The organism is Gilliamella apis, assembly GCF_030758615.1.
GTDB lineage: Bacteria > Pseudomonadota > Gammaproteobacteria > Enterobacterales > Orbaceae > Gilliamella > Gilliamella apis_A.
On sequence record NZ_CP132381.1, the window covers coordinates 1,623,108 to 1,638,332 of the forward strand.

A 15,225-nucleotide genomic window follows, 5' to 3' on the forward strand; every position below is an offset into this window, starting at 1 on the left:
ATATGAATCAAATAGAGATACAAACACTTATAGCCGATAAACCGTTAGTAAAAAAGTTAATTCAGCTTCAACCATGCAGTTGGTTTAATCCTGATACCACAACTTTAGCAATAGGCCTTCCTTATGTTGGACTTGATCAAATTGATATAAAAAAAGCGAGTGAACGCTTAAATCGTTTTGCACCTTACTTAGCATTAGCTTTCCCTGAAACAGCAACAACCAAGGGTATTATTGAATCACAGTTAGTTGAAATTACTAATATGAAACAGGCCCTTGAAGCCAGATATAATGTTGCTATCGCCGGTCAACTTTATTTGAAAAAAGATAGTCATTTACCTATTTCTGGCTCAATTAAAGCTCGCGGCGGTATTTATGAAGTCTTAACTTATGCTGAAAAACTAGCTATTGAAAATGGATTATTATCAGAACATGATGATTACAGCAAATTCTATTCTGATAAGTTTAAACAGTTTTTTAGTCAATATCGTATCGCGGTAGGTTCAACAGGTAACCTTGGTTTATCAATTGGCATAATGAGCGCTAAACTCGGGTTTCAAGTTAGCGTACATATGTCGGCAGATGCCCGAGAATGGAAAAAAAAGAAATTACAAGATCATGGTGTTAATGTTATTGAATATGAACAAGACTATGGTGTTGCCGTTGAACAAGGCCGTAAAGCAGCAGAATCTGATCCAAAATGTTTCTTCATCGACGATGAAAATTCTACTACCCTATTTTTAGGCTATTCAGTCGCAGGTGAACGCACGAAACAACAATTCAATGAGTTGGGAATTAAAGTTGATAAAGATCATCCTCTTTTTGTCTATTTACCATGTGGTGTAGGTGGTGGCCCTGGCGGTGTTGCTTTTGGTTTAAAAATGGCATTCGGTGATAATGTACATTGTATTTTTGCTGAACCGATCCATTCACCGTGTATGTTACTAGGGGTTTATACTGGTTTACATGACAAAATTTCGGTACAAGAGATCGGCATTGATAATATTACTGCCGCAGATGGTTTGGCTGTGGGTCGGCCTTCTGGATTTGTTGGACGAGCGATGCAACGTCTCTTAGATGGATATTACACCCTGTCTGATCAGGATATGTATGATTTGTTAGTATTACTGGATAAAACCGAAAACATGCAACTTGAACCTTCTGCTCTAGCAGGTATGCAAGGTCCCGTCATTGTAACTAACAATTCGAAATATTTAGAACGTATGCAATTTACCCATCAGCAACTACAAAATGCAACTCATTTAGTATGGGCAACTGGCGGCGGAATGGTACCGAAAGAGGAGATGCAAAAATATTTAAATTTAGGAAAAATTTAGTAACAGTTACTGACAAATATCCCAATAATATTTGTCAGTAAATTTAATCTTGTGCATTGCAACCAATTAAAGCGCGCCGACAATACGATGAGGCAAGTAAAGTTCTTCAAGATAAGCAATATCTTCTTTAGTTAATGAAACCTTTAATGCCCCTACCGAATCATCCAAATATTGCGTTTTGGTTGCCCCAATGATTGGTGAAGCAACGCCTTTGGCAAATTGCCATGCAAGAGCAACTTGAGTCATGGTTACAGCATATTTTTGCGCAATTTCATTAACTCTTTTCACTATATTCATGTCGATTTGTTGGGTACTATCGTATTTAGCAACCGCCGTTTTATCAGTTTTACTACGTAGTGTATTGGTCTGCCATTCTAATCGGGTGAGTCTCCCTGCAGCTAAAGGGCTATAAGGGGTTAATGAAACATTGAATTGCTTACAGATGGGAATTAATTCTCTTTCATCTTCACGATATAATAAATTATAGTGATTCTGCATCGAAACAAACGGCGTCCAACCATTTTGTTTGGCGACTAATTGCATATTATAAAATTGATAACCATACATCGCAGAAGCACCTAATGCTCGTACTTTACCACTCTGAACTAAATGATGTAACGCAGCCATGGTTTCCTCAATTGGTGTACTGTAATCAAAACGATGGATAATATATAAATCAACATAATCAGTACCTAATCGTCTCAGGGATCCATCAATTTCTCGTTCAATTGCTGTTTTAGATAAATGCCCTTCATTAAAAAAGACTTTAGTAGCCAGAATTACTTTGTCTCGAGCTATATTTCGTTTAATCGCTCTTCCTACATATTCTTCGCTGGTACCACTAGAGTATGTATTTGCTGTATCAATAAAATTAATTCCTAGATCTAAGGCATGTTTAATAATTGTTTCGCTTTGTTCTGGATTAAGTGTCCAATCATGCATTTTACTAGTTGGATCGCCAAAACTCATACATCCTAAACAAAATCGTGAGACTTCAATATCTGAATTACCTAATTTTATATAATCCATACTCTCTCTCCTAAATAGCTAATAATATATTGAATAATTTAATAAATTGTTAAAAATTCAATTTTAATTATGATTATTTTATCGTTAACTTTTATTGAGATAAACGTATTATTCATTTATAGTATAATGAATTAAATTCATTAATTTTCTATTTATATCCGATGTATAACTATAATGAACTAAACTATTTTATTACTATAGCTAAAGCAAAAAGCTTTGTTGGTGCAGCTAAATCTTTAGGTGTTTCGTCATCAGCACTCAGTCATAGCATGCGAAACTTAGAAACACGTCTGAGTTTACGGCTATTTAATCGCACGACTCGAAGCCTATCATTGACAGAGGCTGGTGAACAACTTTATAAACAAATAGCTCCTTTATATCGACAAATCAATGAAGAAGTTGCCGCTCTTGGGGATTACCTTGATACTCCATCGGGTACCATTAGAATTAATGCATCGAATATTGCTATTGAAAATTTTATATACCCTAAATTAAGTCAATTTTCACTACGCTATCCACAAATTAAAATTGAAATTCAATGTGACAATAACTTAGTCGATATTGTCAAACAAGGTTTCGATATGGGCTGCCGAATCGGAAATGATTTGGCAAAAGAGATGGTAGCAGTAAAAATATCAGAACCTTTGCGAATGGCTTTAGTGGCTAGTCCTGATTATTTGCGTCAGAGAACAAAACCAAAACAGATAAATGATTTAGATCAACATTTATTAATTGGCAAAAAAGTTTCAACCCAATATGGAATGGAATCGATATGGGAGTTTTCCGATAAAGGCAATATTATTCAATATCACCCTATTTCTCACTTCACAATCAATAATCATTTAAGAAAACAAGCTACTCTTGATGGCTTAGGTATTAGTTGGATTGGTTATCCAGATGTAAAAAATGAATTAGCATCAGGACAACTTATAGAATTATTACCTGAATATTCAATTACATATGAACCTTTTTATATTTATTATCCAAGTCGTAAGGGGCATTCAAATGTATTTAGACTAGTATTAGAAGCATTAAAAAACTAGTTTAGTTTCAAATGGTTGATAAAAAATGACATGAAAAATTAATATTTAAATCTACAAACAATTTTTATGTCTAATACTCGTTATATAGTACATTAAAATGAAGCTCACATAAGTTTAAAAATAAAATCTTTTCTAATATTAAACAATGTATTGAACTTTATTGATATTATCTAATATCAGCTTAAATAATTAGTTATTTAACAAAAAATAACTAATTATCTTGCTGGCACTATGTTATTGAACGGTTTGAATATGGTAGCGTTTCAATAACATATTACTGAATTTATTGTGTGGATCTAAACGAGCTTTAAGTTTAAAAAATTGCTCAGCCTGTGGATATGCTCTTTGAAATTGTTCTGTTGTCGCATGTAATTGATAAGGTAGATAGTAACTTCCTTGATTTTCCAAAACAGCATCTATTAATTCCCTTGTCCAATTACCAACATGTTGTTTGCTCAATTCATCAGTGTCTTGCTGATAATAGACCACAAAAGCAAATACTTCCGATTTTGCCCAAGCCAGTAATGAACCACTATCTTGGTTGGCATGACGAATAGAAATATTAATAACATTAACTTTATATTTTTTCAAAATAGTGACTAATTTTGGATAAAAGTGATCAAATTGTTCAACCGGTATAAAATATTCTTGCAAAACAAAGCTTTTATTTTTAGTCGCTATCGGTTGTAAATACGAGACATCATAACTAGCCTCATAATTACGCCACATTACTGGTTTTTTTATGTAATAAAAATCATCAAATAATTTACGTAAATTTTTACCAGTAGTCGAGGAAGATACAATTTTGATTGGCTTTTCCAGATTATGCGATTTTTTATCATCAGATCTTAATCGTTGCAAAATCGTTAATGGTTCTTCAGTCTGTTTATAAGTAACGGATCTCACTCTTTTATAATCTGGTGGATAAATTATCGCATTATGGAATATCGATTTTTTATCAGAACGAATATGTTGGGTAAAATATTGATAATAGTTGTTAATTGGCATAGCTTTACTAAAACGTTTGACTTTAACATTATCTGCAAGTTGTAAAGTCACTTCGGTGATTATACCTAAGCCACCATAACCCCCAATAGCACCATAGAATATATCTTGATTTTGCTCAGGACTAGCTATTACTACTTTGCCATCAGCTAACACAATTTTAAATTGTTTTACCGAAAGAATTATAGGTCCTTCACCTATATAACGGCCATGAACATTAACACTTAATGATCCACCAATACTAAAATTAGCATAACTTTGCATTATTTTTACAGATAAATCATAAGGGTCTATAAGCGCTTGGACTTGATGCCATGTGGCACCGGTCTCGATAGTTAGCAACTTTTGTTCAGGTTTAAAATCAATGACATGATTTAATTTGCGAGTATCTATTTGTACGGCACCCTGAATTGCGGTTTGTCCTCCCATACTATATTTACCACCAGCAATACTAATTGGCCCGCTAGCCTTTTTAACTATATCAACAACTTGTTGAGTAGATTCTGGTTGCACAACTGCAGCAACTTGAACTGGTGTCATTCCAGTTACATCATTAACTTCTACTGCCATGACAGTCAAGGGCAATAAAAAACCAAATACAGATAATAATAAATTTATTTTTTTCATTTTAAATACTAATTGCAAATCAAATATAGCTAGAATGATTATCTTAACTAGTATAAATATATAGTTCCATTATTTTATTGAAAAATATAGAGTTAGATAACTTTAAAAATTCATAATAGTGCTCCCCTAAGCCTATTATAAACTAGATTCTTTATTCACTCAGGGGAGATAGACTACTTATTTTAATAAACTATATTGTTGATTAATTTCTTCGCTAGCTTTGCGAAGGTCTTCTTGAAATTTTGCAATAGTTTGTAATTTTGAGTATTCTACAGCACCGACTATACGACCAGCGTTAACATCTGTCTGCCAATGAGCACCGCAAATCACTCTACTTTGACCAAACTCATAACCACGTTTTATTATTGTTTCGGCATGTGAAGGAGCAATTTGAGCTAAAACTAATGCTAATGTCCAACCATAAGCTGTATGACCTGATGGGAAAGATCCATTTTGACGTAATCGATCTTCTTCCTCAATCGGTTGACAAGAATGATTACCAAAATAGACAAATGGACGTTTTCTCATGTAAAATTCTTTGGCAGTTTTAGTCGCATTGTCTGCTGAATCGACTAATAGATCGCCAAACATTTTATATAAAGTAGGCGTAGTCTCTGGCGAAATTGTGATACCGAGCGATTGAGAAAATATTTTAGCCACATTCGCAATATGCAAATCAGCATCCTGTATCGCTTGTTGCCAACGCTCTGTACCTTTAAGGTTATAACCATGTAAATAAGCTATTTTATCTGCTTCAAATTCAGGTGTCCCTTCTTCTGGATAAACAGGTAAATACTCTTTACTACTCACCGCTTGCTCGGCAGTGTGATAAGTAATCCCTACTTCATGGCCTAGAAAATCCTCAGTTGAACCTTTTTGGAAAGCAAATAACGATGAAGAAAAAATCAAAGAGCAATATAGCGTTGAAATAAAGATAGTTAGTTTTCTGTTCTTAACATTTTTAGCCATTATTTACTCCTATTACTTGGTTGATTGATTTAAAAAAACAATTAATTAAATTAAGGGATCTTAAAAAAATTTTTATAAATAAAAAGTGAAAGAAACATCTAACATTGCACAAACATTTCTAGTTTTTTATCAATTGTTTGACTGAAAATGGAAAAACTAATCTAATTGTAATGGATTATATCTTTGTTAGATTAGTCATTCGAACGTAAATGCGAGAAAAGTTCAATTGTATTTAAACTGATATTAAAAGCATTGAAATACTGAATATCGAAGTACGAAAACTTTATTACTTCTTATAAGGTCGAGTATACGACCTTATGAAAATATATTAATTCATTTATTCACTTAAAATAATTAATTGAGATTATTTTTTATTATCTAAGGAAATATTCGTTTTTTGAATAAATTTTTTCCAAATTAGTAATTGAACTAATATTTTTTTAGTTGTAACTTCATCGACTAAATAACGTCTTTCAGACTTAAATAAGCCAAAAATACCGTTATCAATAAGGGTCTGAGATATATAAGGAATATTATTATTTATTAAATATTTTCTACCTAATACGCCTAATTTTATATTATCTTCATATTCTTTTTGTTTTAAAGAACGCTCTTGTGCAGGTAAATTTGCCCATTTTAAAAAATTGACAAGTTCTTTTATTACATCGTCAATTTGGGCAGCTTCAATTTTAGGATAAGTTAAAAGTATGTCATTAAAATATGTATAATATTGCCTATAATCATTTTTTTTGCCAACAAAAATATAGAGAGCATTTTTACCTATATATTCGTTACATTGATTTTTATCTGTATTAAACACACAATATTTGATTTTTATACCTGTGTTGTATCTATCATACTCTTTGGGTGGAACCATACGAACAGAATCTTTAGGAGCACATCCAATAATGAAAATAGCCAAAACAAAATAAATTATTTTTTTCATTTTTAATCCTTTAATCTTGTAAACAATGGATTTAATTTAAATAATCAAATTATGTCTTTATTAGAGGAAAATAATATCGTTTATTGCGATAATTCTAATAAAGTATCCAATAAAACATCTGCTCCGGCTTTGCACCAGGAAGTAGTTATCGATTCAGCTTCATTATGACTTATCCCTTTGATACAAGGAATAAATATCATTGAAGTCGGCGCAATGCTACTCAAATGACAAGCATCATGACCTGCACCAGAAACCATTTCAATTGCCGAATAATTATTTTTTATTGCCGCCTTTCTAACTGACGTTATGCAGTTTAGATCAAAATGGATAGATGGCATGCTAAGCACTTTTTTTATTTCCAGTTTTAAATTTAATTTCTCAGCAATTTCAGATAATTGAGCATAGATAAGCGTTTCAAAGTTTGCCAATAATTCAGAATCATAATGTCGTAGATCTATAGTAAAAAAACAATGATCCGCAACTACATTACGAGAATTTGGGCTGACAGTTATCATACCCACGGTTAACCTAATATCTTTGCTGTCTGGATGTAATGCCAGTCGGTTTAAAGCAGTCACAGATTCAGATAATCCCACCACCGCATCTTGGCGCATATTGACTGGCGTTGTTCCTGCATGGGCAGCTAAACCCGTCAATGTGACTTCATACCAACGCTGGGCAAACGCACCTTTAACAATACCAATTGTTTGATTTTGTTGTTCAAGTATAGGACCTTGTTCAATATGAGCCTCAATAATGGCTTTAATTGATTGATTGGCTATTTTAGCATTACCCAAATAACCAATATCTTCTAATGCTTGTTTAACCGTAATACCATCTTGATCTTTTATCGCATAAGCTTGATCAAGATCCAGCTTGCCAGTAAAAACAGCTGATCCCATCATGGCTGGCGCAAAACGTGAACCTTCTTCATTAGTCCACATCACTAATTCTATAGGGTGATTAGTTTGAATATTATAATCATTTAACGTTAGTAAAACTTCTAAACCAGCTAATACGCCATAGATCCCATCATACCGGCCACCCTTTGGTTGACTATCACCATGTGAACCGGTCATCACTACTGGTAAATCTTTAAGGCCTTCTCGACGTATAAAAATATTACCTATCGCATCGACTTGAACTTTAAAACCAGCAGATTGACTAATTTGAATAAGTAAATCACGTGCTTGTTTATCTAAACTCGTTAATGTTAAACGTGTCACACCGCCATTTTTAGTCTTGCCTATTTGAGCAAAATCATCAAGCAATTTTTCAAGGCGGGCGATATTAATTTGGGGTTGTAAACTACTCATTATTTTTGCCCCTTAGGCAGTAACGAAAATCACAAATACCATCACCCATCATAATAGTATGAGGACGATCTAATTTAACTTGCGGAGCATAACCTTCAATAAATTTACTATCACGATTGCAGGATAATAAAAAACCAATTTCAGCTAATCCCATTTGCTGATACATTTCTGCGTATCGACATCGATGGACATTATAGTCATATCGCTCATGACTGTTTTCAACGACAGTAATTATTAAAGCATCATCTTGTTCCCACAGATGTTGTAAGGCTACAAAACTTTCAACGCTAGTACCATTGGGCTCCTTTGCAGCAAACTCTTTTCCAGATTCAACTGCTGCTTGGGCAACCGCTTCGCCAATAACCGCCTTAGCGACCTCTTTACCATAATCGCGTGTTAATATTTCATATATAGGTTTTATTATTTCTGCTTCAATTTTACGACGATGTAAAATACCTATTTCGGGAAATTCTTGCATCACTTATACCTCAATTATTCTAACTATTATTTTTTAAGTTTAAATTTTTATTATCAACGTTCATTCTGATTAAGAAATTGTTGTAAACGTTTATCATCACTATTTTTTAAAACATTAGGCGCATCATCATGAATAATCTGTCCTTCTTCCATAAAGAGGATACGATTGGAAACTTTAAATGCAAAAGACATTTCATGAGTAACAATTAACATAGTCATCCCTTCTGTTGCCAGTTTTGCAATAACTTGTAAAACCTCATTAACCAATTCAGGATCGAGGGCTGATGTAGGTTCATCAAACAACATAATACTTGGCTCCATAACCAAAGCCCTAGCAATTGCTACCCTTTGCTGCTGTCCACCAGATAACTGATGCGGATATTTATAGGCATGATCTAACATCCCTACTTTATCTAATAAAGCTAAAGCTAATTGTTTCGTTATCGCTAAATCTTTGCCATGATATTCAGGCGCTAAAAGTAGATTATCTAAAACAGTCTTATGGGGAAATAAGTTATAATTTTGAAATACCATTCCTAAATGCACAATACGATTATAGAATTGTTTATCATGTATTTGTCCGCCATTAATAAAGGGAATTCCTTCAAATTTAATCGTTCCTTCATCTAAGTCGGATAAACCATTAATGGTTCGAATAAGGGTTGTTTTGCCTGAACCTGATGGACCTATAATCGATATAACATCCCCCCAATTGACATCTAAATTAATGTCTTTTAGAACTTTTGTATTACCATAATTTTTAGACAAATGTTGCAACTCTAACACATACTTACTTGGTTTACTTGTTGATAAAAGATTATTCTCTTTATTAGAAATTGACTTAAATTCATTTGCTTCAATTGTCGCAATGTTGGAACGTTTTGTAACATCCAAAGAGACTTCAAAACGCTTGATTAGCCAAGTTACTATAGTCACTATAGCCACATAATAAATCGCAACAATAGTTAGCGTTTCAATAACTAAAAAGTTACGGGTATAAAGCTGTTGACCAACTAATAAAATTTCAGTTAATGAAATAACCGATACTAACGATGTTAATTTTATAATGGTAACAAATTGATTTGTTAGTGGTGGTAAGGCTATTCTCAGTGCTTGAGGGAAAACGATTTTAGCTTGAATTGACCAGTACCTTAGACCTAAGGCTCTACCTGCATCAATTTGATCTTTGGAAATTGCTTGTAACGCCCCACGATGAATTTCAGCCATATAGGCACTTTCACTGAGAATCAATGCAATCAGCCCAGCCCAAAAAGGATTAGATAATACAACACTACTTGCTTGCCAAAATCTAGGTAAACTATAGATATAAATTAACAAAACTAATAATGGTAAACTTCTGAATAACCAGATATAAAATGCGGTTATTTTTACCAATACTAAGCGCTTTGAACGATTACCCAACGCTAATAATAGTCCAAAAACTAAAGCACTTAGCCACGCCAAACCACTTAAAGAAATAACAGTACAACTAGCTTTTGCAAAATTAGGATTAATCAACTCATTAAAAAAATAACTCCAATTAAAGCCTTTCTGTTCAACATTCTGAATTTGTTTTAAATTGCCTGCCAAATCGGTAGCAATAAAATCGATGTTATCTTGTAGTAATGTTTGATTGGGATAAGCTAAATTATATTTTTTTAACAATAGATCGTATTCGCCAGATTGTCGTACCGATTTAATAAGATCGAGCAAATATTGCTTGAACTCCGTATCATTCTTGCGCACAGCCAAACCAATCAGAACAGGATTTATCATATTTTTGCTAGTGATTTTCAAACTGTTATTTAGTTGTTTGATCACCATATTTGCCACCGCAGCATCTTCATATTGCACATCAACACCATGTGAAAGGAGCGCTTGAGAAGCTTCTGGCGCACTTGGGTACTCTTTTACCATAATGGCCTGAAGATGGTGAGATTTACAATATGTCTCACTGATCTGATTCATTGTTTCAATCCATGCCGCCCCTTTCATAGACGATACACTCTTACCACATAAATCTTCTAAGGTTTGTGGATTAAATTTATCATCTTGTCGAACTAATAGCACACCACCAGTCTGTAAATAAGGAATAAAATCAACTTGTTTAGCTCGTGTACCATTAACATATAAAGCACTAGCTACAACATCATAATGGCCTGATTCCAGTCCAATAATAATATTTTCAATTCGAGTATCATTAAACTCAGCTATCTTATGAGACTTTTGTGCTAACAAATGCATAAAATCAGGGTCAAAACCTTCAGCTTGATTATTTTCCAGATAAGCAAAAGGCGCATAGGTCAAATCAATGCCAACTCTTAGCACATTAGAATTATCATCAATTTTTGCTACTGATAAAGGAGTTATTAAAAGAAAAACAACGCCAATAACCACGGCAAAAATGTTTTTATAAAAAGACAGGAAAGAGCGCATAATTTTTCCATCCTTGTGTAAGTTTCTATTTAAATAGATATATTGAGAAATATCATTAGGATGTACTTGATTATAGTAATAAATAACTATTTGAATAATAATAAATAGTTATATTGTTATAGCATTTAAATATATGCCATCATAACCTAAACACTTAATTGCGGGATTTCTATAAGCTATATAGAGACAATATTTATCAGAATATAATTATGGTTCATCAACTATGATGTAAAACATCAACTACTAAAAGTTCTAATTACTTAAACCATCAGTCCAATAATCTTTATCGATGATATATTCAGCAAGATAAAAACAATAGATTATAATTTTAAAAATATAAATATTAACTTGAAAATCTTCTTTGAATTCTAATTTATTATGCCAGATAAATATTCTTATTATTTGAATTTGGTTTATAAAGGTTTATTTTGTAAAAATAATTGAGGAGTGTATACCACCATTTAATTAATATTTGAGTTCTATTATAAAAAATGGATTGGTTAATTTATTCTTCTAGGTAGGTATTTTGAAATTCTTCATCTCCAGTTATCAAGACATTGTATATCAAGTATAGAAAATGAAAACTCGCAGCCTTAAACTAAGGTGATTCGTGAACGATTTCATTAAAAAATAGTTTATAGTTATCACAATAGATTTCTGCAAGATAACCAATAATAGAATTATTCATTTATTACTTATTAATCAATTTATTAATAGCTTTCCACCTTCGCGTATAGTTATCTGTAGTATTTACCAATTACTAATTTATTATAGGTAATTTTATATTCATAAAATACAATGTAGCCATTTATCCGTGAGGTTAAAATTGACTATAATCTTCTATGAAAAGTGTTATTTCTTGGCTTTCGTAAAGAGTAATATTTCTAATTATCAGTTCTGGATATCTGATAATTAGAAAAATAGATAAATATATATTACTCCTATTTAGAATATAGTTAGAATGTCATAACTTAGATTGAAGAGTTTTTCTTTAAAATTTTTATTTAGATAATAAAATACGGCAGGCGATTTGATTTAATTCAATAAATTCCTGCCAAGTATATTTATTTATATAATTTTTTTTATATTGTTCATCTACCCGACAAATATCTGGACGTACGCCATAAATACGACACAATTTTAAATGTGGATTATATGCAAGACAAATACCATCGCCTCGATCCAAAAATTGGGTTTCGAGCGATAAATTTACGTGACAGCAACATATACCACATTTATCACAGGGGAAAGGTGTTAAAAAACTCACCGTGAATTTAACCACGACTTTATTGAATCACAATTTCCCATTTCATATGGTAATTTAATATTTCGTTTATCAATTTCCTCTTTTAGTATAAAACTTCGTTCAAGTTCATTATTGACTGAAGATAAACGTAATGAAAAGAGCTCAAGTTGTTCGGTATCAATGTTAAATTCTAATTGGTAAAGTTCTAATAGGTAACAGTCTAATTTTTTATTAACTTCACGATAAAAATTAAGTCTTTTAGTACTGTTATCAGAGAATTTATCTAAAAATGACCAAATCTTCTGACAAATTTCGCCATTTTCAAGATAATAAGTTACCCCTAATGTAATAATACCCGTAACTAAGGTGCTACAAAAAGCGGCTATTTCTGTACCAAAAGGGAATAAACAAATGTGAGATAACATTGAGTTAACCATTACACCACAAGAAACAGCTATTCCTGCACCAACAATTTTACCGACTTCTTTAATTAATTGACCTAAAGGTAATGATTGAGGGTTAAAGAATATTAATTTGATTGCTTGTACTAAATTCCCCCAAATCTCGCGAAGCATCTTTACGATCTGTTTTTGTGTTGTAAAAAAAATATTAATTACGGTGGTACTAACGCTTGATAACACTCCACCTATTGCCGAATCGTTAAAAGCTATAAAAAATGTATGGAACTTCTTTTTAATTCTATGCCATATATTGTTAAATGTACTCATTAAATCATTTATAAAATCATTGATGGTAAAATATTGACGATTTCGCTCATATATAGCAGGAATTGATTCCTTTAGTTCAAACCACACTTCAGCCAAAATTAGCCCCAGCATTTGTCTTATGCCCATTTTAAAACCTGAAATAGCAGCCTGTTTAGTGATATTTTTTAAAAATTTACTACTGGTATAATATTCACGATTTATCTTTTGATTATAATTTGCCCTCGCTTTTTCATCGATTTCTTTCATCTTTGCTAGATTAGCACTATCTATATTTTCTAATTTTTTTAATTCTTTTTGCTCTTGTTCGGTTAAATGAGATTTATTTTTGAGTTCAGCTATTTTCTTTTGTCTTTCAATATGCTCATTCTTTAGTTTCAGAATAAACTGCTGCATCGACTTATCTTGCTTTTTTTTATTAATATTTTCATTAGTAAAACAAAGATTTGATTCAGCATTTGCTAAATCTTCCCCTCTCATATCGGCTAAATTTCTACCTGCATCATGATGGATCTCATTTCCAGATATAACGTGATCTTGATTCACTTTATCAAAATCATTAAAAGTTTTACCTGTATATTCATCATATAACTCCCCTTGTTGATGAGCAATTTTACCTTGCTTATTTGTTGCAATATAATCACGGTGTGAATGATATTTATGAGAATCATATTTCCCGCGATTATCATATTTCTCTTTCTCTTTTTCTGTCGCGTAAATCCCCTTTCTAACATTATGGATAGTATCGACATCGCCACCATCTTTATCTTTAAATAATAAAAAATCTAATCCAAAAGAAGTCGCTAGTGATTTAACAACAGTTTCATGAAGCTCATGACTCCAGTCTATTTCAGCTTTATACATGGACGATCCTTATAAAAAAAGCCGGAAAATATCCGGCGATATATAATTATTTTGATAAAATTTCATTATGTTTTTTAGACTGTTCAGTTAAAACTGAATCTAAAACTGTTTCATTAAGTACGCTTTCTCTCTCCTCATCCTTTTTGAATTGTAGAAAAAACGGTTCTATTTTATCCCAAAATCCACTTTCACCATTTCCATGGGTTTCGGATTGTAAATGCCTATCTTCAATGACCGCTGTTACATCTTCATCAACTTGGATTTTAAAAATCGGAGTAGTAATAATCTCAGTCATAATGGCCGCCAATGCATAGCCGTTATCAATTTTCTGAAGACATTCTTTAGATTCATCAATTGAGATATCTTCGCCTTGATGACGCTTCATAATAGTTTGATGCATTGTTTTTAAGGCATCGAAATATTCAATAAAAGTATTATTAATGGAAGTCAGTGATAGATTTATTCGTTGAATATAATCGGTTATTTTGTTAAGTCGTACTTCGGCCAAGTTCATTTTTTCTAAGGCTTTATTAACTTCATTGCTTTGTTCTTCTGCATTCGCTAATGCTTTATCTGCATGTTTTTCATAAGCCCAACCAGCAACAGCTAGAATAGGCGCTGCGGCGGCGGTACCTAATACCATCGCACCACCAGCCATTCCCCAACCACCTGCAGCAAGCGATCCGCCGCCAATGGCAGCCATTGTTGCATTGTAGGCAGCGGCACCTGACAATGCTGCAATAGGGGTCCCTGTTGATGCTGCAGCAAATGCCATCACTCCACTATAAACAGCAAAACTTGCAGCGGCACCGGTGGCGCCTGCAGCAGCTACGGTTGCTAAAAATTCAGTCGTAGAAATAGTAAGATCATTAATTTTACTCAATTGGTTTGATGGAATACTCAATTTCTGGTTTTTATAACCACTTTTTTCCATTTTTACTAATAATTCATTAGCTAATATTTCAAATTCACCAATTGATTGACCAATACTCAGTTCCAAAAGACCAAGATTATTTAATTTTTCATCGGTATCATTTTGTATTTTATCAAGTTGCTCTTTTCTGTTATTATATTTTTTAATTGCATTCTCCTGAATTTCGTTGGCCTCTTGCTTGGTTTTATGCCCATCATATGCTTTTTTTCCACCAAACACTGTTGCCGCAGCTGCAGCTCCAATAATTACTAACGGTATTGCCATGCTGTTTTCC

11 protein-coding genes and 1 pseudogene are annotated in these 15,225 nt (G+C 32.6%); 2 read left to right on the forward strand and 10 right to left on the reverse strand.

Going from position 1 to position 15,225, the window contains the following annotated elements; genetic code table 11:
• The first annotated feature begins 2 nt into the window (after nt 1–2).
• A complete protein-coding gene (gene dsdA / locus RAM17_RS07445) occupies nt 3–1,334 on the forward strand; it encodes a D-serine ammonia-lyase (protein WP_110447821.1) in 1,332 nt (443 codons plus the stop codon).
• Nucleotides 1,335–1,400: 66 nt separating this feature from the next.
• On the opposite strand, the gene RAM17_RS07450 is transcribed toward dsdA, so the two are convergent.
• Complete coding sequence (locus RAM17_RS07450; protein WP_110447820.1) at nt 1,401–2,363, reverse strand: aldo/keto reductase; 963 nt, start codon at nt 2,361–2,363, stop codon at nt 1,401–1,403.
• A 161-nt stretch (nt 2,364–2,524) separates the two neighbouring features.
• Here RAM17_RS07450 and RAM17_RS07455 point away from each other — a divergent pair, with 161 nt between their 5' ends.
• The gene (locus RAM17_RS07455; RefSeq protein WP_110447819.1) at nt 2,525–3,406 is read left to right on the forward strand and encodes a LysR family transcriptional regulator; all 882 of its coding nucleotides are present in this window, start codon (nt 2,525–2,527) and stop codon (nt 3,404–3,406) included.
• 234 nt (nt 3,407–3,640) lie between these two features.
• On the opposite strand, the gene RAM17_RS07460 is transcribed toward RAM17_RS07455, so the two are convergent.
• From RAM17_RS07460 to RAM17_RS07495, 9 genes and pseudogenes are all read right to left on the reverse strand, one after another.
• Nucleotides 3,641–5,038 carry an FAD-binding oxidoreductase gene (locus RAM17_RS07460; protein ID WP_110447818.1) on the reverse strand — a complete coding sequence of 466 codons (1,398 nt, stop codon included), beginning with the start codon at nt 5,036–5,038 and terminating at the stop codon, nt 3,641–3,643.
• A 177-nt stretch (nt 5,039–5,215) separates the two neighbouring features.
• Nucleotides 5,216–6,007 (reverse strand): acid phosphatase, encoded by a 792-nt coding sequence (locus tag RAM17_RS07465; RefSeq protein ID WP_181414662.1) that lies wholly within the window; start codon nt 6,005–6,007, stop codon nt 5,216–5,218.
• 364 nt (nt 6,008–6,371) lie between these two features.
• Nucleotides 6,372–6,953 (reverse strand): hypothetical protein, encoded by a 582-nt coding sequence (locus tag RAM17_RS07470; protein ID WP_110447817.1) that lies wholly within the window; start codon nt 6,951–6,953, stop codon nt 6,372–6,374.
• Nucleotides 6,954–7,033: 80 nt separating this feature from the next.
• Nucleotides 7,034–8,269: a M20 family metallo-hydrolase gene (locus RAM17_RS07475; RefSeq protein ID WP_110447816.1), complete on the reverse strand. Its 1,236-nt coding sequence runs from the start codon at nt 8,267–8,269 to the stop codon at nt 7,034–7,036.
• Nucleotides 8,262–8,747, reverse strand: a complete 486-nt coding sequence (locus tag RAM17_RS07480; RefSeq protein WP_086363667.1) for an L-2-amino-thiazoline-4-carboxylic acid hydrolase — start codon at nt 8,745–8,747, stop codon at nt 8,262–8,264. Before RAM17_RS07480 ends, RAM17_RS07475 begins: the two co-directional genes overlap by 8 nt.
• A gap of 53 nt (nt 8,748–8,800) precedes the next feature.
• On the reverse strand, nt 8,801–10,315 hold the full coding sequence (locus RAM17_RS12550; protein WP_372339526.1) for an amino acid ABC transporter permease/ATP-binding protein: 1,515 nt from the start codon (nt 10,313–10,315) through the stop codon (nt 8,801–8,803).
• Nucleotides 10,316–10,453: 138 nt separating this feature from the next.
• A pseudogene (locus RAM17_RS12555) lies at nt 10,454–11,182 on the reverse strand (ABC transporter substrate-binding protein); the annotation flags it as partial.
• Between the two features lie 1,263 nt (nt 11,183–12,445).
• Complete coding sequence (locus RAM17_RS07490; RefSeq protein WP_110447813.1) at nt 12,446–14,017, reverse strand: cobalamin adenosyltransferase; 1,572 nt, start codon at nt 14,015–14,017, stop codon at nt 12,446–12,448.
• Nucleotides 14,018–14,063: 46 nt separating this feature from the next.
• A complete protein-coding gene (locus RAM17_RS07495) occupies nt 14,064–15,215 on the reverse strand; it encodes a chemotaxis protein (protein WP_110447812.1) in 1,152 nt (383 codons plus the stop codon).
• Nucleotides 15,216–15,225: the final 10 nt, after the last annotated feature.

What these genes read in the sequence shown, in the direction of transcription:
- RAM17_RS07475 (WP_110447816.1), bottom strand. Translation starts at nt 8,269, where the DNA reads ATGAGTAGTTTACAACCCCAAATTAATATCGCCCGCCTTGAAAAATTG.
- dsdA (WP_110447821.1), top strand. Translation starts at nt 3, where the DNA reads ATGAATCAAATAGAGATACAAACACTTATAGCCGATAAACCGTTAGTA.
- RAM17_RS07455 (WP_110447819.1), top strand. Translation starts at nt 2,525, where the DNA reads ATGTATAACTATAATGAACTAAACTATTTTATTACTATAGCTAAAGCA.
- RAM17_RS07495 (WP_110447812.1), bottom strand. Translation starts at nt 15,215, where the DNA reads ATGGCAATACCGTTAGTAATTATTGGAGCTGCAGCTGCGGCAACAGTG.
- RAM17_RS07490 (WP_110447813.1), bottom strand. Translation starts at nt 14,017, where the DNA reads ATGTATAAAGCTGAAATAGACTGGAGTCATGAGCTTCATGAAACTGTT.
- RAM17_RS07460 (WP_110447818.1), bottom strand. Translation starts at nt 5,038, where the DNA reads ATGAAAAAAATAAATTTATTATTATCTGTATTTGGTTTTTTATTGCCC.
- RAM17_RS07470 (WP_110447817.1), bottom strand. Translation starts at nt 6,953, where the DNA reads ATGAAAAAAATAATTTATTTTGTTTTGGCTATTTTCATTATTGGATGT.
- RAM17_RS07480 (WP_086363667.1), bottom strand. Translation starts at nt 8,747, where the DNA reads ATGCAAGAATTTCCCGAAATAGGTATTTTACATCGTCGTAAAATTGAA.
- RAM17_RS07465 (WP_181414662.1), bottom strand. Translation starts at nt 6,007, where the DNA reads ATGGCTAAAAATGTTAAGAACAGAAAACTAACTATCTTTATTTCAACG.
- RAM17_RS07450 (WP_110447820.1), bottom strand. Translation starts at nt 2,363, where the DNA reads ATGGATTATATAAAATTAGGTAATTCAGATATTGAAGTCTCACGATTT.